The following is a 22,403-nucleotide window of genomic DNA, read 5'->3' as shown; positions in this document are numbered from 1 at the left end:
AAAAGTCGCGTAGATGCGCCTCGGTCGCGCTTGTGTCGAGGTCGGCATCCTCGACGAGCAGAAGCCCAGCTAATCCATCGCGTATGGCTTCCAGCCGCAGCGCCGTAGCCCGCGGCGCGTGTAACGTCCAATGTGATTGTGAGGCACCGTCGATCAGGATACTGGCCAGTTCATCGCGGCGGGGTTGGTGCTGGTTGCGATACTGTGTCTGGCGCTGCTGGCCATCATGCTTTCGGAGCTTACTTTGCCCTCTGCCGGGCCGACCCTTGGCGGCAACTTTGCCGAGGCCGTTCAGGTCCGCTGGCGCGACTGGCCCGGAACCTTCGTCTTTCTGCTGCTGTTTCAGGGGCACCTGGCTCTGGCGGCCTTTCTGGTGGGTATGGCGGAGGCACGGTCAGAGTTCTTTGAGGCAGGTAATCCGGGTGCGGCAAAACTTAAACGCAAGGTGCCGATGTTGTTGGGACTGGGCCTGCTGGTGAACGGCGCCTACGTGCTGGGCGGTCTGGTGGGCGAGGTTGATCCTGTCTTCGAACTGCTGGGCTTTTGCTGTCTGGCCCTGGGTGGTCCCATCCTCTCGGCGGCATATCTGGGAATTATCCTGCATGCCTCCGAGGCCATCCGGCTGCCCGATTGGGCGGTGCTGGCAGGGCGCGATTCGCTGAGCTGCTATGTGTTGCAGGGAGTGCTGGCGGGTCTGATCCTTGGTGGTTACGGGCTGGGTCTGTTCGGCAGCCTCGGACAGATGGTGTTGCTGCCGGTCTCGCTGGCCGTGGCTTTTGCGACAGTTCCCATGTGCGGGGATCGTCAGACTACCCGACTTTGTGACGATGCATCCTGGAGCTTCGCATCCGGAAATGATGCCAGAACCCATTTCACAACTTCAAGACCTTGTCTGAGATCATCTAGCTTGGCGTGATGATGTGCGTTTGATTTCCGCGATCCTCACGGACTGTCGAAGGCCTGCTGCATGATTGAGGGATAGACATTTGCGACCAGATGCTCTCGCAATAGGTGGATCACTTTGGAACTTTCTTCGCGCAATGTCCGCTATGGCGGCGGTATTTGGGCGAAGTCTTCAGAAGTTCGCCTCAGTCCATTCATCTGTGCACAACCATTTCCATCGCCAGAGAAATATCGAAAGTAGGGCCAGGTTCAATTCGCTGCGCAACGCCGCGCTGTGTGCGTTGAAGCCACCGCTGTGCTCGGCCTTCATCTGTAACCCAAAAAAACTGGCGGAACTTGGTGGCGATTTACGTGGAAGCAGGCAGGAGCGGTTTGTTGGCGAAGGTCGGTCGACCGCTATCCTGGAAGAAACGTGCGCTGTGTGGCGCAGTCTGAAAATCGGGACGCCAGCATGACCAAACTCGCTTCCGCCCTGACCGGGCTTTCCATTTTTTCTCCCGACTCAACCCGGAACATCGATGGCGGAAAAAGCAACCAGTCCACGCGAAGTGATGGGCACTGAACGCTGTGGCGGGTCATCACCGATCCCGCGTCGAGCCGGCTAAATCATCAGCGGTGCGCCTTCTCTCAGAAAGCTGACGTCTGGGCGAGCAGATGCCTTGCTCCATGAGCGCACTGCACGTCCCGCCAGGCGTAAGCGGTTAAGTGTAATAATCAGTATAGGGATTTGTAATGATGTGTGATCGGCAAAAAAGAACTGCGGGGCATGTGGTGCGGCGCCGACAGCCCGTTCGTGCGCGACTTATGAGGGGAGTGGCTTATGTCGTGTTTGTGGCGGCAATGCAATCCTCCGTCGCCGGAGCGCAGGAGAACACATGGCTCGGAACGGTTGATCAGGACTGGTACAACGATGGAAACTGGTCCGAGAATGACGCGCCGGTGGGCGATGGGCAGACGGATGAGGTGGTCATTGATGTTACCGGCGTGAATGCGCCGATAATCGAGTATTTTGACGATCCCTGGGGAATGGGCCGGGTGGCGTCTTCCATATCCGCGACAGTCGGTTCGACGGGGGGCGGCGAACTGACGATCCGCAACGGCGGGGTATACCGAGTAGGCGGTGGCGCCCTGACGCTTGGCGACCAGGCCGGATCGAGTGGCTTTGTCGCTGTCAGCGGCAGCGGCTCGAGCCTTACCGCGACCGGGTGGTACAACTATGTCGGCAGGTCTGGCGAAGGGACCCTTGTCATAGATGACGGCGCGTCCTTCGAAAACGATACGACATGGATCGGTTGGGCTGCGGGGAGCGAAGGGCATGTGACGGTCGGCGGACCCGGATCGACCTGGACCGGGATACGTACCCAGGCGACGACATTTCCCGAAATCTATGTCGGAAATGCCGGCACTGGTTCCCTGACGGTGGAGAATGGCGGCTCGGTTCTCAATATGTCCGCTGTTCATGTCGGCAGGGCAGCGGGCGGCAACGGCACTGTCACAGTGACCGGTGCGAACTCTTATCTCAGGTCAGGTGAGTTCTTCATCGGGGGAGGTAATTCCTCGCTGACGGGCACGGGCTCCCTCATCATCAGCGATGGCGGGGTGGTGGACAGTTTCACCAGCTTTGTCGGGCGCCGGGGCACTGGCACCGCATCAGTCAGTGGGGTGGGTTCAAGCTGGGGCATCAACGGGACTCTGTTCATCGGCGAGGCCAATTCCGGATCATTGGATATCAGCGATAGCGGCACGGTGAGCGCCACGACGGTCATTCTCGGGCGCAGCAGCGGCGGAAGCGGCACGGTGCTTGTGCAGGGCACGGATTCGCAGTTGAACATTACGGGCGATCTGTTCGTCGGTGCACAGAGTGAAGGATCACTGACGGTAAACGACGGTGGGCACGTGTCTGTCGACGGAACCCTTCATATTGCCGAACAACGCGAATTCGGCACGCCAAGCACCGGCACGGTTTATGTTGGCGGCGATGCCGCGCCCGCAGCGCCCGGTACAGTAACTGCGGGCGAAATCCTGTTCGGGCAGGGCGACGGCACGCTGGTCTTCAATCACAACAGCACCGGGCATCTGTTCGATACGTCGCTTCGCAGTGTGGCCGAGGGACAAGGCAGCCTGTTCCACCGCGCTGGCAGCACCGTATTGACCGGCGACAGTTCGGGATTTTCGGGCGCGACGGAAATATCGGGTGGCACGGTCTGGCTGACGGGGGTGCTGGGCGGCTCCGTTTCGCTGGACAGCCTTGGTCCCGATCTTGCGGGGCTGGGCGGAACCGGCAGGCTGACCGGCGATCTGATCGTCACGAGCGGGCTGCTGCGGCCCGGTATCGAGCAAGGCACGCTGACGATCGACGGCAACCTTGCGCTGGGAAGCGGGGCGACGCTTCGCTATGATCTCGGCGCCCCGTCCGGCGCGCCGGGCGTGGACAGCGATCTTCTGGTGGTAGGGGGCGATCTTGTCCTCGACGGCACGCTGGAAGTCACCGATGTCGGCGGCTTTGGCGAAGGGCTGTATCGCCTGATCAATTATGGCGGCGCGCTGACCGATAACGGGCTGACCATCGGCAGTCGTCTGCCCACAGGCTATGATGACACCAACCTAACCGTCCAGACGGCTATTGCCGGGGAAATCAACCTGCTTGTCGGGGAAAGCAACGATCCGGGTGGCGATCCGGGCGCATTTCAGTTCTGGAACGGGACGCAGATGACCCCGAACGGCAGCATCGCGGGCGGAGCGGGCACGTGGTCCGCCACCGGAACCAACTGGACCAATGCAGATGGCTCGCAGTCAGGCGTGTATGACTCTGACGCAATGCTGATCTTCGCCGGAATGCCCGGCTACACCGTGACCGTGGATGGCAGCGAAGGCCCGATCACGACGAGCGGGATGCAGTTCGCCGTCCCGGACTATACCATCGCAGGCGATGCAATCGCGCTGGATGGCGCGGTTACGATCCGGGTCGGTGACGGCACGGCGGCAGGCACCGATTATACGGCGCAGATCGACAGTGATCTGACTGGCTGGGGCATGCTTATCAAGGCTGATCTGGGCACGCTCGTCCTTACCGGCGAGAACAGCTATCGCGGCGGAACCAGGGTCGAGTCCGGCATACTTGTGGGCAACGGCAATAGCCTGCCAGGCGATATCGTCAACCAGAGCATCGTCGAATTCAGCGAGGATACCGCTTCGGTATATATGGGTAACATGATCGGCACCGGCGCCGTCACGAAGACCGGCGCTGGCGAGACCACCTTCGCAGGTGCCAACAGCTATACCGGCGGCACCTTCATTCAGGATGGCGCCTTGATAGGCCATACGGTCAGCCTTCAGGGTGAAATCGAGATTGGCACTCATGGCAAGATGATTTTCGATCAGGATGCCGATGGCGTCTTTTCCGGCAACATCACGGGACAAGGCAGGCTGGAGAAACATGGTTCCGGCCTCGTGCATCTTGACGGGGTTGCCAGCCACACTGGCGGCACCGAGCTGACCGAGGGCACGCTGTCGGGCACGACCGACAGCCTTCAGGGCGAGATCGTGATGATGGATGGCACGATGCTGGTGTTTGACCAGGAGGCCGACGGAAGATTCGCGGGCATACTGGCAGGCAACCGAGCTGTCCTGGTGAAAACCGGCCTCGGAACCGTTGCCATGGCAGGGGACAACAGCTTCTTTACAGGCGATGTCGATGTCACCGTCCTCAACGGCACGCTGGTGACAGAAACGGTGATCAGCCCGCGCAGCTTTGTTATCAGTTCTCCCGGACATCTGAAAGGTACGGCGAACACGCTTGGCGGCGATATCGCTGCCAATGGCACACTGACGATCACGGAAGATAATGACGCGACCTATGGAGGGCGTCTGTCCGGGAATGGCGGCGGGCTGTTCGTCAAGGAAGGAAACGGCATTCTGCGCCTGACGGGCGTGAACAGTTTTGCCGGGCGGACCGATATCCGCGAAGGTGCGCTGCACGGCAACACGCAGAGTCTGACGGGCAGCATGATTACCATGCTGGAGGGTACCGCGCTGGCCTTCAGCCAGAACGGGAATGGCACCTTCGCTGGCGATATTCTGGGCTTCGGAACGCTGCACAAGGTCGGCACTGGCGAACTGCATCTGACAGGCAGCAACAGCTATACCGGCGGCACCATCATCTATGATGGCAGTCTTCGCGGTGATACGAACAGCATTCGGGGTGATATCGACATGGAATTTTCCTCGGATATCATCGTGATCTTCGATCAGGACAGCAACGGCACCTATTTCGGCGACATCAGTGGAGGCGGACGTCTTCGCAAGGAAGGGGAAGGTCTGGTCCAGCTGGTGGGCACCAACACCTATGATGGCGGAACGCAAGTCATCGCGGGGACATTGTCGGGGACGACCGATAGCCTGCAGGGCGGCATTTCAATATCCGGAAACGGAGCACTCCTGTTCGATCAGGACGACAACGGCAGTTTCGACGGAGTTATTGGCGGAAGCGGGAGCCTTTTGAAGGACGGGATGGGCACCGTCACGCTGACGCAGGATTCGTCACATTTTATTGGGCAGACCGATGTTGTCGCCGGTGTGCTCGTGGTCAATGGTAGCCTTGGCGGAGATATCAGCTTGTCCGGCGGGACCTTGAAGGGAACGGGAACCTTCGGCAATGTCACGGCGGGGAACGGCAGCACATTCGCACCGGGCAACTCTATTGGCCAGAGCAGCGCGGCAAGCGTAACGTTTGAGACCGGTTCAGTCTTTGAGGTTGAGCTCAATGATGGGGGCTACGTGCCAGGCATCAACAATGACGTGATCAATGTTGCAGGCAGTGCGATTCTGAATGGCGGTACTGTGCATGTCATTCCGGAAAATGGAACTGATACCGGGCATACTTATCGTCCCGGCACCTATACAATCCTAACGGCTGGTGGCGGCGTAACGGGTGCTTTCAGCGGTGTGACAGACAATTTTGTCTTCCTTGATTTTGAACTCGGATATGATCCGTCGGCGGTGTACATTACATCCCGGCAGGTGGTCATGTTTTCGGATATCGCGCAGACGAAAAATCAGGCGGCGGTCGCGTCGGCACTCGAAGCGCTAGATGGCGGCAATGCCATCGTCAATGCGCTCATCGTCCAGACGAATGAAGATGTAGCCCGCCGCGCCCTCGATGATCTAACCGGCGAAATATATGGATCGCTTACGAGCTCGTTGGTCACACAGAGCCGGCTGCGCCGCGATGCCGTGTACAAACGGACGCCCGTTGCGTTGGCCAGTCAGGACGCAGGAGCCTGGCTCCAGGCGATCGGTGGAACGCAGCGTTGGGACGGGCAGGGAAGCTCAGCGTCCGTAAAGAACATGCGGCAGGGAATCCTTTTGGGAGCAGATGCTGGTGTGGGTGACCATCTGCGCATTGGCGCTTTCGGTGGCTACACAGTCTCGGATACAAAAGTTCCTGCGAGAAGCTCGAACGCGTCGACCGACAGTGTTCATCTGGGTGTTTACAGTACCGCAAGTTGGTGGGGCGCCGATCTATATGCAGGCGCAGACGCCAGCTGGCACGAAGTTGATTCCAGGAGGATGATCGAGATCGGCGCGTTTGCGGATCAGTTGGAGAGCGATTATTCGGCGCGCACGAACCAAATCTATGGCGGGGCTTCCTATACGATCAATATGGGTCCGCTAGAACTCTCGCCATTTGTAGAAGTCGCCGTCGTCGGATACTCTTCAGATAGTTTTGTTGAAGCTGGTGGCGCGGGGGCGCTTCAGGTCGAAAGTCAGGATTTTGAACTGGCCTTCTCAACCGCTGGCGTAAGCGCCCGCTCCGCGCTGGACCTGAAGGCGGCCCCGATTGAGCTAACTGGTAGGCTCGCTTGGCGACGAGCCTGGGATGCGATTCCGGCGTCCGTTCATGCTCTGAGCTCTGGTAGCGAATTCTTCTCCGCATCCGGCGCGCCGCTGGCTGAAGACGTCCTCGCAATTGGTATTGGGGGCAGAATTGTCGTTTCCGAGCGTGTTTCCGTGTCGATCGGCTACGACGCGGAGGTCTCTGACGAATATCAGGACCATAATGCAAGGGCCGCAATATCGATCCGGTTCTGAGGGGGCTCGGATAGTAGTTCGTGGGAAGAGTAGTTGGTTTGGTGTTCCTGGGGCACAGGTGCGTTGACGGCGGTGAGCCAGCGAACATCTGGAATCAATCTGGCGGAAAACGATGAAGTTTTGCGTTGAAGATACCAGAAGGGAAGATCGGGCCAAAAGATGTTTCCGAGCTTCCCTTAGCGGCGCCGCTTTGCAGCTGGTGCTTTCTCTTCGGAAGGAGGCGGTGTGTTTAAGTTCACCATGACCAATCTTGGCCTCGTTTGCCTGACAGCTATTGTTGCGGAAGGGGCAGTTGAGCAGAAAGCAACGGCGCCGACGACAATCGCAGAACGGGAATATTCATCTGGCAAGACTGTCCCGAAAACCCGGGATGAAACAGTCAATGAAAACTCGCTCACTGATGAACTTCGCCGCGGAAAAAAGCCCCTCGACGCAAAAACACTACCCGGTGACATGTATGACCCCCGGGCCGTCGATCCTGAGCCGCTGCCTGGCAATATATCCGATGGAACCAAACCTGATTCCAAAAAGCCTCCCGGTGACATGTATCAGAAGCCTGCGCCGCAACAATGATACTGCATCGCCGGTGGGGCGGGTTTGAATGATACTGGAAAGAAGGGTGGAGGGAATGAAGTCAAGTTCAACCATTGTTTTGAGCATGGGCATCTTCATGTTATCGGCCTGTCAGATGACGGACATGAAAACCGGCGCCGTCGATGTCATGTCGCAAGCAGAGCGAGAAGTAGTTTTTGTGCCGCTGGTGCTTGAGCGGGATGGTTACTGCCTAGTCGGTTTTGGAATAACTTATCCCGAGGATGTCGAGCCGCACGCACGCCAAATTCGGATAAATACCCGGTGGTCAGGGGATGTCGTCGACTATCCGTTACCGATCCCGCCTCTGGGGGCACCGGACAGATACTCTTCGAACGATGATGGGACGGTGACATTCAGTGGCATGGTCAATGACAGCATCATTGAGTGCGATCCGGAACTGGCAGCCCGCACGCTCGCAATCGGACCATGCGTGGAAGGCCAATGTCTTGTCGCGAGGTTTGCCTCCAATGCGCGGGCAGCGGAACTCGGTATTGACGAGGCGGTATACTGATGAGGTGGCTATTTCTAACGGATAGTCGGGCAGTGAGCCTGCTTGCGCGCCCGATGGGGAATTTGCGAATGACGGACGGTTCAACCGGGTCTTCCGCGGCGCGGTATCTGGGGGCGGTGTCGCTGGCGCTTTGCGTGCAGGTGCTCGTCGCGTGTGGCCAGGCTGGGCAAAGCGGCGACGAGCCTGGCGAGGCGTTGAGCTCCGCGACCTGCGCAGTTCTGGAGACCTTGCTGGAGGATATCGAACGCGGCCTCGACCAAGTGGCGCGGGGCACAGGCGGCCGCCGACCGACCACAGGTACGGCAGTTTATGCCAAGGAAGCGCGGGATATTGCGCCGGACGGAGCGCTGCCAGTGGCGTTGGAGGAAGCGCTGTCCGCGATCGGAACAGAGGCGTCGTCCAACTACTTTTTTGAAAATGGTGCGGTGGGGTTTCTGGAGCAGGGGCTGATCATCGAAGCGGCGATGCCGAAGCTCTGCCCCGGCAGTTCGGTCCCTGACCTAAGGCGCCATGCCGGAACCATTGGAAACTGATACGGAGGATATGATGCTGCGTTTGAAAGAAGCATCGGACCGCTCTCCCATTGCGGGACTACTCTTGCTGGCGGGCTTCGCGCTGCCCTTTGTTGTGGGCTGCTCCGGCAGTTCCGCACCTGAAGGTTCAGGAAACGATATCTCAGACACCGCGGCGGCTGAGTGCGGCGGCTTGTTAAACCGCTCGGATATCGATGACGCCTTCAGCGGCGCCCTGACGGTCCAGAGCACCACTGCTGCCGCAATGGGAAGCGAAGTTGCCGGTTGTCTCGTCATGATCGAGGAAGGCAACAACAATCGTCTTAACCTGACGGTCGGGGACGCGGAGGCCTTCCGGACCCGCAAGGAATCGCAGTCGCGCCAGGCGGGTGGAATGCAGGAGGCGTTTGATGCAGGCGCAGAAGCGCAGATCTATAACGGTGTCTACGCAATTGCCCTGCTCGAGGACGGTCGGTCCATATCGATCGGGTTGTCGCAGAAGCTGGTGGAGGAGGAACGCCTGATCGCACCGGATCAGAGCGCTGCAGGTATCAAGCTGCTGGCAGAGCGTGTCGTGCGCCGCCTAGAATCCCGCTGATCTGCCCGATTTGGGATTTCTTCTAAATTGTCAATGAAGAGAATGTTCTTACACTAGGCGGAGCCTTGGGGACTAAGGGAGGGTGATGGATCGGCATTGTATACCGCCCCAATGCCCAACCGCACCCACAATAGAAAAAATACGCCGCGCTCGCCTCTGGCTCAGCCACAGCATCAGAGGCGATCAAGTGCCTTTCGGGCGATGGCTTGAACACCCGCTCCAGATTCTTCTTTGCTCAGAGGAAGCTCTTCGCCGAACACAAACAGCTGCAGTGCAGTGTTTATTGCGCGGCCCTCTGCGTCGATCGCAATGACCTGCGCGTTGTTGAGCAGATAGGCTTCAGCGCCGACATCGACAGGTTCCATTGTTGCCGATCCCTGACGCTCATATTCAAAGTAAGTTTCCCGGCGGTTTTCAAACGCCTCCCTGCTTTCGGCCTGCAGGATGAACTCGCCTTCATAGCCTTGCACGCTGACGGTACAGCTGCTGCCGCGACCACGATAGCCGACCAGTTTGCCAAAGGTCAGCTTTTCGCCAAACGCCTCCGAAAGTTCCTCCTGGGTAAAGAGATCACAATCTCCCCGTTCTAAAACGGTGACCTCGCCATTCGAAGGCGTCGCCTGTCGGGTAGTTATAGGCGCGTCGCCTTTCTCCGTATCTTCTCCGCCGCACCCAGCGAGCAGGAGTGATAGGGTGAGGGTGGCGATGCTCGAGGCAAAGACTTTCATGAAACAGATCCTGTTCTGACAAATGGGGCCCTGGTGGACCCATGAGGAATAATGCTCCGTAGAGGGATCAAGGTGGTGTCCCGGTGCGGGTGATGACGTGAATGTGCACTGATGCATACGTCGCTGGCGGGACCGTTCGGGGTGTCGGGCAAAGACGGGCCTCTTACTGAATACGCGGATCACTATGCACTTCAACGCAATTCCTGCGTGTTTCCCGCCAACCTTCGTTTGGCGGATCGGGGCGGCCTTTTACGTGGAAGTCGTAAGAGGGGGTGGTTTTCATGAGCAACTTCAATGTTTCCCGGCGCAGACTGCTGAAAACCGCCGGGGTTGCCGGCCTTGGGGCCGTGTTCCTTGGTGGCGGCCTGCTGGGTCTGAGCACCTGTCGCCGGGGACCGGGGGGCGACCCTGAAAAGCTCCTTGCGGATACTGGCGATGAGACAGGCCCCTATGCCGTCTGGCGGGAAATGCGAACCTGGCTGCGGACCAGTCCCGATCATACGCTGGGGAGGGCTGCAGCGCTGGTTGAGGAGGGCGATGTCGTTGAGATCCACCGTTTTGTGCGAGATGAAGTCCGTCTGGTGCCTGGGCTTGGGAACCGATTTTCGCTCGGATCGACAGTGCGTTGGGGCGAGCGTGCCGCCTTGCGCGCAGGCGCAGGCACGGCCCGCGAAAAGGCTGAAATCCTCGCTGGCCTTTTGCGCCAGACGGGCCGGGTTGCGCGTGTCGTAGAGGCCGCGCCGCTCTCCCGCGAAGAGGCGGCGACGACTTTCTTTCGCAATAGGGAGTCCGAATTCGCGCCACCAAGTGGCTCTGAGACATTCGAGACCTGGCGCCGGCGCCTTGGCGCACGGCCCGAGGAGACGATAACGGCAGACCTCCGGCAGCAGGACAACCGTATTGAGGAGACGCGTACGCAATTGGCGGAGTTGATCCGGAAGCAGGGTATTCCGCGCAATTGGGGCAAGTATAGCGACCGGGCTTATGGACGTGTGCCAATGGTTCGATTTGAAGAAAAAGATGGTCAGGTTTTTTATGCTGACCCCATCCGGCCAGGGGCTGAGATAGCGACGAGCCTGGGGCGGGCAGACGAAGCGGCGGAGCCTGAGGGCCTCTTGCCGGTTGTGATCTCGCTGGCCTTCACTACCATGGATGCGCCCGGTCAACCTGTGGAAGTTGCGCGGTGCGAATGGACGGCGCAGGACGTTTGTGGTCGTCAGGTGCGGCTCGGATTCAAGCCGGTGCAGGACACGGCCGAGCTGCTTGCGTCGCGAGTGGGGGATGTGCGTACGTTCACGCCGTTTCTCTCGATTCAGGCGATTGATGGGGAGCAAATGGAGACGGAGAAGGCCGTCCACATGGGGCAGACTTTCACCCTATCCGGCGACGTTATGTCCGTGAACGGGGAGGGTACCGTGATCCTCAATGGCCAACAGGTCGTGGTGGGCGCGGCGCCTAGGCAGGCGCAGAAGGTTGCGACAGTTGAGGTGAAAGCTGATGCAGCGCGTTATCCCGATATGCGACTTCTGGTCTGGCCGCGCGACGTGGACGGTCGGATGGTCGATAATCTGACTCCGGAAGAATTTTTGGTGTCTGACGAGGGTGACCGCATGATGCATTTGCTGCGCGTGCAGGACCGTGCCCCAAGTATCCTTTTTCTGTCAGATGAATCTCTCTCCATGCCGGGTGAATTCCGGGGCGACAGCGGTGCGTCGATGCTTGCCCTTGTAGAGAACGTCCGGAGGGCGGCCCGGAAGGTTCACCCGAGGGCGACCGTGAATGTTCGAGCGACGAATTCAAATCTTTGGGAGAACATTATCAAGACGCTGGGTACGAAAGTTGACCTGATCGTCTATGCCACGGACGGGCACATCAAGGGATCTATCCCCACGGTGCAGGAGCGCGCGACTCTGGCGCTTGGACCTCGGATCATTGCAATGAATGTGCGCGGAAATCTCGATCTTCTGCGCAAACGCTCCGACAGCAATGTTTTTGATGAGATGGCGTCGCTGACCCGCGGCAAGGCGCTGGATGTAAACAAAGGAAACGCTTCAGCAATCGAGGCGGCGGTTCTTGAGTTCCTTGAACAGGAAGGGCGTGAACTGCCCTATGAGCTAGGATATCATCTGCCCGGTGGCCAGCTAGGTATGCGGTCGGTGGATGTTACCGTTGGCCCGGTGACGGGCCAGACCAACTACCAAGTGGGCGCCGCAGTAGCTGCGCCAAAGGGGCTCGCCTCGCTTCGCCTGACCGTGAAGATTGGCGATCGTGAGGTGGAGCGCGTGATAGGAGGGCATTCCGGGTTTGGCCCCGTGGTGCAAGCCGACATTGATCACGTTATGGGAGCGGTGTTTGGCGTGCACCTCTTGGCTTTTGAGGGCCCCCCGCCATCCTTTTCTACATTGATGGATGATGTCCTGGCGGCACGCCTTTCCTTCGAGCGATTTGACCGGGCTGTAGCCGAAGAAGACGGAATGCTGACAATTATTGAAGCCATCGAAGAGGGGCATCATTTCCTTCCAGGAGAACTCGCGACGCTGATGATGCGGACGGGCCTCGGGGCGGGAGAGGATTTCTGTTTTGCAGAACAGGGTATGCGCTGTGTCTATTTCGCCTCTCATCCGGTTCTAAATGACGACAGGATCATTACGCGAGTCGACATTCTTCCAACCTCAATGACTTATGTGATCAGTCCACATACTGAAGTGGTGATGGAGAAATCGATGCAGGCGGGTTTGAAGCTGGCGTCGGCGGAGGCGGCGTTGTTTCCGGGCGAGAACACGTTTGACCTGCTCGCCGGCAAGTTGCTGACGTTGCTTAATCCCGATCTATACACATCTGATAGCATATCACCTGACCAGGTCGCCGCCTGGGAACGACAGCGGGAAAAACTTGAGGGGATCTTTCGACGGCCAGGTCATCTAGCCTTTTGCGCGCAGGATTTTTCCACGCAGGCCAGCTGGGTTGTCGACCTGGAGACATCTGAAGTCTATGCGCTGTTGCCAGACATGAGCGGAGGTGGCCACAAAACGTCCCGCATAGAGCAACAACTGACCGAGCTGGACCGGGTCGTCTCCATGATGAACCGGCTTGCACAAGGGGGCGGGACAGCTGCTAACGGTATGCTGAACCCGCTGGGGGCACATGCTCTCGGTGTGGCGGCGACCTATGGGCAGAACCTCGCGCGGATCTACGCGGCGGCCTCGATGGCGATCATACTTTTGGATAGTCGCGGGATCGAACCGGCAGTCAAGCTCGCTCTGGCGAGCATGGCCTGTGAAAACGTAAAGAGTATCTCGCTTGGCGTGTTTGGTGCCGGAAAGTCAGCCAATCGGGCTGTTGAAGTATTCTCCATGGCCGAGAATGTTGCGGGCGCCGCAGGGGCACATTCGCCCTTCTCGTGTTCGATGTAAGCCGGAGAAGCTGGTGGATTGGCCTATTGCGGAGTCCGTCGGGGCATTCTGAGTGCATCCATTTGTGCCGTCGCCGTCAAGCATCGCTGCGTCAGCGCTACTTGACGTTCTGGTTCCACTTTCCGACAACGGGTGCAGGATCGACAGACCACACTGTTGGCAATGGGGGAATAATGACGGGTGGCCAGTCGGGAACACCAAACAAGCACGCCGGAGAAGCGCTGGGGCTCAGCGATGAATTGCTGGCGGAAACGTATGATCTTCTCCGCGCGATTGCGTCTCGGCAGTTACGAGGCAGGCCTCCGAGTGCGACCCTCAATACGACGCTTATCGTTCATGAAGCGTGGATGAAACTTGCCCATGATGATGCGCGCCGGTTTGCGGATCAGGACCATTTTCTCGCGACGGCATCTCGCGCCATGCGCCAGATCGTTGTTGACCATGCGCGGCGAAAACTGTCGGGAAAGCGGGGCGCTGGCGCGATCCATGTCAGCATCGAGGATCAGCAGATATCTGCTCCGGGACCGGAAAATCAACTTGTTGACATAGACGCAGCGCTTGTTCGGCTCGCCGAACGCTCGCCCGAGCTTGAACGCATCGTCGAGTGCCGCTTCTTTGCTGGCCTGACGGTGAGCGAAACCGCACGCGTCCTTGGTAGGCCTGTTCGTTCGATTGAGCGAGACTGGGCGCGCGCACGCGCTTACCTAACGGACTATCTCAAACCGGGCTCCCAACGCTGAACCCAGCGGCCCAGGATTACCAATCGAAGATCTTGCCGACGGCCTTGCGCGCCTCGGACCTTGCCTTTGCGCGCACGGTCCGGTCGGCTTCTCCAAGCGCCGCGTCCTTCGCATCAGTCGCAACATCGCCAGCATAGCCGCCTGCCATGCCGGCCAATCCGGGCGCAACCGTTCCCATTGGGAAGACCTGGATACCCGGCGGCAACTCGAACAGATAGTCGGGTTGGTCGGTCAGGATGAGGTTTGTGAGATCGTAGTGAATGGGGTCAGGGTGTTTCCCGGGGAGCGTGTGGGTAATGCGCATACGGATAGTAATATTCTCCGGGCTAACCCATACGTCGCCAGCAGTGGCGCCGCCGTCTCCGTCCACATGGTTCATTTTATAGCGGCGGGCGAAAGTTTCGTTTATTGTCTCGGTGCCAACCAGTTTCAACTCAGCCTTCTCAGCGTAGTTCTCGATCGTGGAGAAAGCTGAACCGGCTTGTTCGCTTCCATAGGGAATGGAAGTTGCAAAGTTTTGCCGCGGTGAGATCGACCAGATCACATCAAGGTCGTCGCGCCAGATTTGCACCACTTCAGTATCCTCCAGCACCATCTCATAACGGCTCTTGCCGCGGGTGGAGTACACCGTCTGGTTAATGACCTCACCGCCAGCGCTGAGCGTGCGTTGCCCCTGATAGGAAACAGTCGGCGAGCCGGTCAGGGCGAATTCTTGCGCTAAGGAATTGCCAGGCAAAAGAAACAGGCTGATGGCGGCAATCATAGTTTTTATTAGCCCGGTCATTGTGCTTATCCTTCCAGAGTTTGCGTGCGTCCCGTATTCTGAAACGCAGTGCAAGTGCGAACTCCGCCAGTTTTTTGGCGTAAATGGCGATAGAATTTTCGTTACGATACTGAGAGCGGGGAGCCGGTTCTGAACAAGGAAATGTAATATCGGGGCGATACGGAACATGACAAACGGCGATATAGTAGCATGGAGGCGTCTCGATGAGGCGTTTGACACAGTACTTGATGTTCCGGCGGAGGACCGGGTTGCATGGATTGAAGAAAATTTTTCAAGTGATCCCGATCTGGCCGGTGAACTTGTCCGCCTTTTGGCAGTCGCGCGGGGCGGTGATGATTTCTTTGACAGCCTGGAAGATGCCAGAGACCGCTTGCTTTCGGAGGCAATCGATTGGGGGGCAGAAGAAGCCGGAGATCCCCGAATTGGTGCGGTATACGGATCATGGCGCATTCTTCGGCAAATAGGGCGAGGCGGGTTTGCGGTCGTCTACGAGGCTGAGCGTGCTGATGGTCGTTATGAACAGATCTGCGCGCTGAAAGTCATCCAAGGCGGTTTGCGCGGTGATGCGGTTCGCCATTTCCTGAGAGAGCGTCGCATCCTCTCGACGCTTGATCATCCCGGGCTGGTCCGGATCATTGATGCGGGAGAGACAGCCACGGGCGCACCCTGGCTGGTGATGGATCTGGCGGAGGGGCGCAACATTACTGATCATTGCCGCGAAGCTGCGCTGGGGCTAATGGATCGGATTGGGCTTGCTGCAGGTATTGCAGATGCTCTGCAAGCGGCGCACTCGCGTCTGGTGATCCACCGGGATATCAAACCGGACAACATCATTGTGTCGTCTGAAGGCCGTGCGCGCCTTCTGGATTTCGGTGTGGCCAGTCTGGCATCCGGCAATGAGGGTAACATGGCTGCGACCGCCATGACCCCCCAATATGCCTCTCCTGAGCAGCGAGCGTTGTCCGACGTGACGACAGCCAGTGACATCTACCAGCTCGGGCTTGTGCTTAAAGAGCTTTGCTTGCCATATGTACCACTCAGCCGTCCAATCCAGGCTGTTATCGACAAGGCGACGGCTGAGGACCCGGGCGCCCGATATGAGTCAGCGTCCGGATTTGCAGAAGATCTGCGCCGCGTTATGCGGGGAGACCCGCCGCTGGCGCGGCCCGAGACCCGCTGGGAGGCAGTCCGGCGGTTAATCTTGCAGAACAGAGTTGTCTCGGTGCTTGTGACTGTTGTCCTCGCAGGACTTGTTGCTTGGATGGTGACGCTGGATATCCACGCCCGGCAGCTTGAAACGCAACGTGCCATTGCCCTGAGTGCGGCGGACCGGGCCGAGCGCGGGCGCGCAGTGTTGTTGGATATCTTCCGGCGCATGGATCCAGTTCAGGAGTATGGCGCTGCCGCGGTTTTCGGTGGCCTGCAGGATGTTATTCACCCGGCACTGGCCGATGTCCGTGATCGCCTTTCTGATGACCCGGCGCTTCAGGCTGAGCTTCTGGCCTGGGCGGCATTCCTGAATGAGCGGGCAGGGGAGGAAGCCAAAGCTCTTGAATACACGCAGGAAGCAATTCAGCTGCTTGAAGCGGCAGGTCTTGGCGGCACGAGCTTGCATGCAGACAGGATTGCCTACCGGGGCTCCCTGCGCATTGCCAGAGGGGATCGCGAAGGCGGAGAGGCTGACCTATCAGAAGCTCTATTGATAGCACGCCAGGCACCACAGAATGACAGGTTTGCCTTATCAGTTTTTATCCGGAGTGCCGGCGCAAAGCATCCTCTCTGGCAGGAGCAGCGGGCCCTGTTTGAGGAGGCCTTGAAGCGCCTGCCCGGAGCTTCAACAAATTCTGAAATAGAGGTGCGGACCGGACTTGCGCGGGCGTTGTTGGAGCTCGGTGATGTTTCAGGCGCAGAAGCCCATTTACGACTGGGGCTTGAACAGGCTGAGCGTGTTTACGGTCCGGACCATCCGCGCCTGGCGCTGCCACTTTCAGTTCTAGGATCCACGATGCGTCGGCGCGGCGATCTTGACAATGCTATCGAGATTCATCGCCGAGCCTATCAGCTTTCCGAAACTGCTTTCGGGCGCGACTACAAGTCGACCTTGTCGCATCAGAACAACCTGGCCCTGTCTCTTGCTGATGCCGGAAGGATCGAAGAGGCCGCAGAGCTGATCAACAGCCTTGCAGAGGCATATCTCCGTCTTGACGGGCCGGGCTCCCGCCGGGCTGGAGAAACTTATCAGAACCTGGCAACCCTTCAGGTTCGGGCGGGTGGGTATGACGCGGCACTTCACTCGCTTGACAAGGCCGAACCGATTCTGGCGCTTTCCTTGCCTGAGACAGCGCCCATGCGAGCCTATCCCTTGCTGACGAGATCTGAAGCATTACTCAATCTGCACCGCTATGCAGAGGCAAAAGTGGCGGCTGATGCAGCATTTATGAAACTCACAGAGATCTTGCCGCAAGGGCATTTTGCGATCGAAATTGCTCGTTGCCGGATGGGGCTTGCGCGAGCCGGTCAGGGTGAGGAGGAAGCGGCGGCGCATTTGATACGCGAGGCGATTTCCGGCCTCGCGGCATTGGATAGCCCGCCGGAGCGTCATCAGTCTGCTTGCTTCGCGGCAGCTTTGGCACTCGGAATAGAGCTCTAATATTCAAAATAAATGGCAGAAGGCAGTGTCAGCAGAAACGGCCTTGAGGGGGCAGCAGCGTAGCCTCGGCCAATGGCCCAAAATCCGTTCCGCTACTGCAACGCATGGGCTGAGAACACCCAGCCTGGTGTGATGATATGCATTTGAATTCCGCAATCTTTGCGGACTGTCGAAGACCTGTTGCATGAACACTGCATCGACATCTGCCACGAGACGGTCCGGCAATGGGCAGGGCATTTTGGAACTTTCTTCGCGCAATCACTGCGATGGCGGCGGCATATGGGGAAGTCTTCAGAGGTTCGTCTCAGTCGATTCGTTTGTGCACAACCATTTCAATTGCGGGGGAGGTTCAAATCGATACGCAACGCCGTGCTTCGCCAACGGTGCAAGATTCTGGCCGCCTGATGCCTGCTGGTCTGCGAATATCGGGGGCTGGCTCCAGCTCGTCGGGTAGCACCCCAGCAATATTCATGATGAGCTCGGCTCTCGGGGCGGCTCTTCCCCATCTTCTATGGGGCAACTGCCCCATTTGTGTCGTGGCTATAGTTTTGCAGTTTGCCGATATTCAGTTTCAGACGGAGCCACCGATGTTATCCCTTGCATTTGCGACGCCTCTCGCCGTAGCCCTGTCCATCGGGTCGGCACAGTTGACGATTGATGGCGAAACGACCACCCACACAATTACAGACTGCGCCATCGAAGCCGAAGGCGCCATGCCAGCGCGTCTACTGATTGAGGATTTGGACCTCACGCTCAACCTGGCTCAAGCTGATCATATGCAGACAATCAGTGTGATCCGCGACAATAGGAACTGGACTGCGACCCGACTGAAGATCGGCGACAACTGGATGGATCAGGGCAAGCCCAGCGATCCCTTCATTCTCGACTGGGGAGAAACAATTCACGTCGAAGCTATGCTGACTTCCGGTCAGAGCGAGGACGAAAAGGCCATGAAACTGATCGCGAAGTGTGGCTAGGCAAGGTCGCCGAGAGGTTGTGTTGACGTGGAGGGGGCCGGCGGTCTGGTGCAACAGCCATGCAGGCTGAAGTGCGGTCGCGGGCCCGACTGAAATTATGCTTCCGACACTAACGACACTTGCAGAGCCGGCCATTGGAACAAGGGTCAACCGGTGGGGCATGCCCCGCTGAAGCGAACACTCACCTTCATCGTCTGGTCAGCGACGACGCCGCGACCTGAGACTGTTCCATTGTCGATAATCAGCGCCCAGCCAGCACCTGCGGTTCCTGTGTTGGTAATTTTTTTGGCCTTTCCCTGGTCGAGAAACAGTGAAATTTCATCGCTCTGCGAGTGCTCCAGCCGCAGCCGCTGACGTGCGCCTGGATCAATCTCGAAGTCAATTTCGGCGGATCGATGGTTTGTGTCTGCGCTGCAGCTGAGAACGCGGGCAGGTAATGTGATTGGCTGTCCAAGCTCAAGCGTGATCTCGCCCTCGCCTGTGGGCCCGGCAGGCTGTTGAGCTGCAGTGGGAGGTGTGTCCTGTCTTCGCGGCGCAGGGGGACGTTCCAGTCTGTCGCGGCGGATCTTCGCAATGGCGCTGGTCGCTTCAGGCAAAGCTGGAGTTTTTGCGGACATGCTGAAAGGCAACTGCAACGCCCGGCCAAGCGTACGCCCATCCAGTGCTCTGAGTGAGGCGGGCACAATTGCTGTGTAGTGGCCGGCTGCCTCATGGTCTGCGGGGGAAATCATCACGATCATACCCGACGGATCAAGCCGAACATAGCCAGGCACCTCTTGCCCCGAAGGCCCAAGCAGGCGAACGCCGTCGAGCGTTTCCGCATCAATTTCCACATTGAACAGGAGTTCTGCCGCCGTCCCTTCATCCGCTGCGTCGCTGCCGGCAGGAAGTGTCGCGAGCGGCTTCAGTGGGAGCTCAATGGATACGGGCAGATGAGTCGACTGTTGCCCGACCCCGTCTTGAACGATGATTTCAAAAGCAGCATTCGAACCGGGGGTGAGCGTTGCAGGATCGGGCGTAAAATGGGGATTGGTCAGCAAAACCGCCAGTGTCGACCAGTTATCCCCATCGGGCGAGAAGCGCACCGTATAGGTCAATCTGCCGGCATCGGCCTGGCTTTGCCATTCAAGCCTGTCTTTGGCACGATAGACCGAACCCGCTTGATGCGAGGTGATCTTCGGCGGTGCAAGTTCAGCCAGCGCCCGACGCTCGGTGAGTACGCGGCCCTCGCGCGAGAGCACGATCCGCTCGGGCTTGCCCGAGATCGGAAGCCGCACGGCAAAAGGCCAGGTCGTCGCGTTGGACGCAATGTTCCCATCAGGGCCGGCAGAGGTGCGGGCGAGCACGCGGCCTTGGGCATCTTCGACCCGGATTTCATATGGTCCGTATTCGGCAGATAGTCTGTTGCGCGGACCGGAGACAGAGACGGTCGGCAACAAGGCCGAGGCCTCACCATCGACAATGCCGGAAACCATAATCCAGTCCTTCGCGTCGGCCAGCGCCAGCGGCCAGAAGGATGCCTGCCAAAGCAATGGATTGCGGTTTGCCTGGCGCGGGGTGGTCAGCGATGGCGCGACAGACGCTAGTCTCGCGCGCACCATACGCAGCATGCCTGGCATGCGCTCGACGAGCCATTCATACTGTTCATTATCAATCCAGTAACGTTGGCGCGGCTCATAGATGCAAGGGAACATCAGGTTGAGCAGCGGATATGTGCTTTCCGCATTGCCCTTTTGGCTCGACTTCATGGCTCCGCTCCCGCCATCGAGGGCGATCCGCATGCCGTCGATACTGGCGGCCGTCCGCTTCAGCCCGGCCCTGCAGAGTTCTGCACGATGGGCCTGGTCGCGGGCATAGGGGATATGTGGAAGTGCGAAATTGTGACCAATTTCATGGACGATCAATGGCGCCGTAAAGACTGCAGGCCGGTTGCCTTCGTGGAAGCCTGCTGTCGACATGGCAATGACATTACCGGTCGATCCTTCCGGGTTGAACAGGTCGACAAGCTGGGGCGCATCTGGAACATTTCCATAGTTGCCCCCTTCATCAACCTTAAGCCCGTCCGGCTGCTCAAAGCGTGAGCTGGCTTGCCCTCCGCCGGACATTGGCGGATGGAGTGAAACGAGGATGTCGGCTGACGACATGGCGCCCACATGTTCGTAGAACAGGCTTAGAAAACTCGACCATTTCCCATCTTCAGCCAAACCAACGGGAGTGCCCCAAGGCCTTCTAACGAACCCGTCCTTGCAGGCGGTTGCACCCATGCCGGGTACAGAACAAATCGTGTCGGCAATATTGTACGTTCCGCGATAGTTTGCTGATACGCGGGCGACGGGAAGGATCTGATTGGCAAATGTGCTTTCCATTCTCATGGACTGCATGATCTGCCGAACAGCGGCCTCATCCGGTCCGTCGGGAAGCCATTGAGAATGCACGGAAATAAAGTAATCGATAGTCAGTCGATCAACATGCTGGTCGGCATATTCCATCTCACGCTCGATCGTTTCCGGCTCCAGTTCAATATCATCGGGATAGTAGTCATGTGGCAGCACATGCGCGATAAATTCATCGGGTTGTCTTGAAGAGGTGGGGCTCCAGCCGAAGATGTTGAGACTATCGAGTCCGAGCCTGCGATCCTCATCGGTGAACTGGTCGGGCCTGATTGCTTCCGTTGTACGCTTCGGGAAAATCAGACTGTCGTGTTTGTCCCTAATTTCGATTTCGACTGGATAGCTCTTTACCTGGTAATCAGGGGCGACGTCATTGCGTTCTTCCCAGTCAACATAAAGCCTGGCCGCGGCCGGCTTGCCATTGACGAGCGTGGCATTGCGGGAGACCTGATAGATGTCGAGGCGCAAATTTTCCGGGTCGACCATGGTCGAGAATGGCAAAACAAAATGCTCCTCCAAAGTCTCGCCGTCCACGCCAACGACGCCGTACCGTCCTGGCTTGATTACGATTTCGTAGATCGTTCCGGAAAGCAGTGGCTCAACCGGTTTCACGCGAAGTGTCTTTGGATCTGCGAGCGAATACTCGGCCTCGACTTTGATCGGAAAGCCGTTTGCCCCGATCGTTTTAAAATCGATTGCGACGGAACGGAGACTGCCCTCATACAGGTCTTCGCTGAAGACGAAATCGAATTCAGCCCCGCTGAGCAAAACATTTTCTTTGCCAAGATTGGGAGTTGTATCGACGATCTCAAACCTTTCGGTTTCACGGCACAGCGTCGACTGGTAGAGTTCCTCTGTTTCGGGCGTGCGCGGCAACTGGAATTGCAAGTTGAGATTCAGATGCTCGGGCAAGGGCTCAAGATCACTTTCCATGTCAATTAAACCGTTACGCGCCGGATAGATAAAGGAGACCATCCTCCCGGAAACCGAGAGACTGAAGCTGTCTTCAGTCCAACTTGTTTCAAGGCTTGCTGGCTGTTGGAGTGTCGGCCCGTAGCCCGGCCAAACCAGCAGGTCGGAGCGTCTTGTATCGGCAACCATGTTGTTGAAAGTCATGGATGCCGCGCCCGATGGCGCATCACGATACTCCAATGCGTGAACAAGTGATGCCCGGCCATTTTCTGGACCACAGGCAATGTTTCCGATGCCGATCTCGGAAAACTCCATGCCAACCCGGTTCACCTCGTCATGCAGGACAAGAGCGAAAATGTCCCGGCCTTCATAGCCGCGCCTCACAAATACGGCCCGGCCGCCGATCTTCCCGCTACCTTGCGAGACGGAACTGCCCGTGACCGTGCCTACCCATTCGCCGACCAGGTCATCACCATGGAGAGCATCATATCCATCCTTATACGGTGCGTTTTTGTCGCGCGTTTGTGCTTGGGCGGACATCGCTGTCAGACCAGCAAGGCAGACAATCGCGGCGAGGCGGCACAAGGCGCTCATGGAGACG

Annotated in this window: 13 protein-coding genes and 1 pseudogene; 11 read left to right on the top strand and 3 right to left on the bottom strand. The window is 58.3% G+C overall.

The genetic code is table 11. The annotated features are described in order from the left end of the window. The first annotated feature begins 187 nt into the window (after positions 1-187). The 7 genes and pseudogenes from K1X12_RS14790 to K1X12_RS14765 all read left to right on the top strand — a co-directional run bounded on the left by K1X12_RS14790 (position 188) and on the right by K1X12_RS14765 (position 9,208). Positions 188-916 carry a DUF418 domain-containing protein gene (locus K1X12_RS14790; protein ID WP_220988335.1) on the top strand — a complete coding sequence of 243 codons (729 nt, stop codon included), beginning with the start codon at positions 188-190 and terminating at the stop codon, positions 914-916. Positions 917-1,067: 151 nt separating this feature from the next. After that, positions 1,068-1,178: pseudogene (locus K1X12_RS17290) on the top strand (IS6 family transposase); the annotation flags it as partial. A gap of 565 nt (positions 1,179-1,743) precedes the next feature. Beyond that, positions 1,744-6,993 (top strand): autotransporter domain-containing protein, encoded by a 5,250-nt coding sequence (locus tag K1X12_RS14785; RefSeq protein WP_220988333.1) that lies wholly within the window; start codon positions 1,744-1,746, stop codon positions 6,991-6,993. Between the two features lie 225 nt (positions 6,994-7,218). Continuing rightward, entirely contained in the window at positions 7,219-7,566 is a 348-nt protein-coding gene (locus K1X12_RS14780; RefSeq protein WP_220988332.1) for a hypothetical protein, read from the top strand. A 28-nt stretch (positions 7,567-7,594) separates the two neighbouring features. After that, positions 7,595-8,098 (top strand): hypothetical protein, encoded by a 504-nt coding sequence (locus K1X12_RS14775; protein WP_220988331.1) that lies wholly within the window; start codon positions 7,595-7,597, stop codon positions 8,096-8,098. Positions 8,099-8,166: 68 nt separating this feature from the next. Continuing rightward, positions 8,167-8,631 carry a hypothetical protein gene (locus tag K1X12_RS14770; RefSeq protein ID WP_220988330.1) on the top strand — a complete coding sequence of 155 codons (465 nt, stop codon included), beginning with the start codon at positions 8,167-8,169 and terminating at the stop codon, positions 8,629-8,631. A gap of 10 nt (positions 8,632-8,641) precedes the next feature. Continuing rightward, entirely contained in the window at positions 8,642-9,208 is a 567-nt protein-coding gene (locus tag K1X12_RS14765) for a hypothetical protein (RefSeq protein WP_220988329.1), read from the top strand. A gap of 173 nt (positions 9,209-9,381) precedes the next feature. On the opposite strand, the gene K1X12_RS14760 is transcribed toward K1X12_RS14765, so the two are convergent. Beyond that, entirely contained in the window at positions 9,382-9,936 is a 555-nt protein-coding gene (locus tag K1X12_RS14760) for a hypothetical protein (protein ID WP_220988328.1), read from the bottom strand. Positions 9,937-10,856: 920 nt separating this feature from the next. On the opposite strand from K1X12_RS14760, the gene K1X12_RS14755 reads away from it, so the two are divergent. Beyond that, complete coding sequence (locus tag K1X12_RS14755) at positions 10,857-13,349, top strand: hypothetical protein (protein WP_220988327.1); 2,493 nt, start codon at positions 10,857-10,859, stop codon at positions 13,347-13,349. Positions 13,350-13,522: 173 nt separating this feature from the next. Next, entirely contained in the window at positions 13,523-14,089 is a 567-nt protein-coding gene (locus tag K1X12_RS14750; RefSeq protein ID WP_220988326.1) for a sigma-70 family RNA polymerase sigma factor, read from the top strand. A gap of 16 nt (positions 14,090-14,105) precedes the next feature. On the opposite strand, the gene K1X12_RS14745 is transcribed toward K1X12_RS14750, so the two are convergent. After that, positions 14,106-14,873, bottom strand: a complete 768-nt coding sequence (locus tag K1X12_RS14745; RefSeq protein ID WP_220988325.1) for a hypothetical protein — start codon at positions 14,871-14,873, stop codon at positions 14,106-14,108. Between the two features lie 166 nt (positions 14,874-15,039). On the opposite strand from K1X12_RS14745, the gene K1X12_RS14740 reads away from it, so the two are divergent. Both K1X12_RS14740 and K1X12_RS14735 read left to right on the top strand, forming a co-directional pair. Beyond that, positions 15,040-17,523: a serine/threonine-protein kinase gene (locus tag K1X12_RS14740; RefSeq protein WP_220988324.1), complete on the top strand. Its 2,484-nt coding sequence runs from the start codon at positions 15,040-15,042 to the stop codon at positions 17,521-17,523. A gap of 587 nt (positions 17,524-18,110) precedes the next feature. After that, positions 18,111-18,500, top strand: a complete 390-nt coding sequence (locus K1X12_RS14735; RefSeq protein ID WP_220988322.1) for a hypothetical protein — start codon at positions 18,111-18,113, stop codon at positions 18,498-18,500. 146 nt (positions 18,501-18,646) lie between these two features. On the opposite strand, the gene K1X12_RS14730 is transcribed toward K1X12_RS14735, so the two are convergent. Next, on the bottom strand, positions 18,647-22,396 hold the full coding sequence (locus tag K1X12_RS14730) for an Ig-like domain-containing domain (RefSeq protein ID WP_220988321.1): 3,750 nt from the start codon (positions 22,394-22,396) through the stop codon (positions 18,647-18,649). Positions 22,397-22,403 lie beyond the last annotated feature (7 nt).

It is taken from the genome of Hyphomonas sediminis (genome assembly GCF_019679475.1).
Classification (GTDB): Bacteria; Pseudomonadota; Alphaproteobacteria; order Caulobacterales; family Hyphomonadaceae; genus Hyphomonas; species Hyphomonas sediminis.
This window is presented reverse-complemented; position numbering and strand designations above follow the sequence as displayed.

Coding starts and splice junctions, on each gene's coding strand:
- K1X12_RS14785 (WP_220988333.1), top strand. CDS start 1,744: ATGCAATCCTCCGTCGCCGGAGCGCAGGAGAACACATGGCTCGGAACG.
- K1X12_RS14775 (WP_220988331.1), top strand. CDS start 7,595: ATGATACTGGAAAGAAGGGTGGAGGGAATGAAGTCAAGTTCAACCATT.
- K1X12_RS14770 (WP_220988330.1), top strand. CDS start 8,167: ATGACGGACGGTTCAACCGGGTCTTCCGCGGCGCGGTATCTGGGGGCG.
- K1X12_RS14765 (WP_220988329.1), top strand. CDS start 8,642: ATGATGCTGCGTTTGAAAGAAGCATCGGACCGCTCTCCCATTGCGGGA.
- K1X12_RS14760 (WP_220988328.1), bottom strand. CDS start 9,936: ATGAAAGTCTTTGCCTCGAGCATCGCCACCCTCACCCTATCACTCCTG.
- K1X12_RS14750 (WP_220988326.1), top strand. CDS start 13,523: ATGACGGGTGGCCAGTCGGGAACACCAAACAAGCACGCCGGAGAAGCG.
- K1X12_RS14745 (WP_220988325.1), bottom strand. CDS start 14,873: ATGACCGGGCTAATAAAAACTATGATTGCCGCCATCAGCCTGTTTCTT.
- K1X12_RS14740 (WP_220988324.1), top strand. CDS start 15,040: ATGACAAACGGCGATATAGTAGCATGGAGGCGTCTCGATGAGGCGTTT.
- K1X12_RS14735 (WP_220988322.1), top strand. CDS start 18,111: ATGTTATCCCTTGCATTTGCGACGCCTCTCGCCGTAGCCCTGTCCATC.
- K1X12_RS14730 (WP_220988321.1), bottom strand. CDS start 22,396: ATGAGCGCCTTGTGCCGCCTCGCCGCGATTGTCTGCCTTGCTGGTCTG.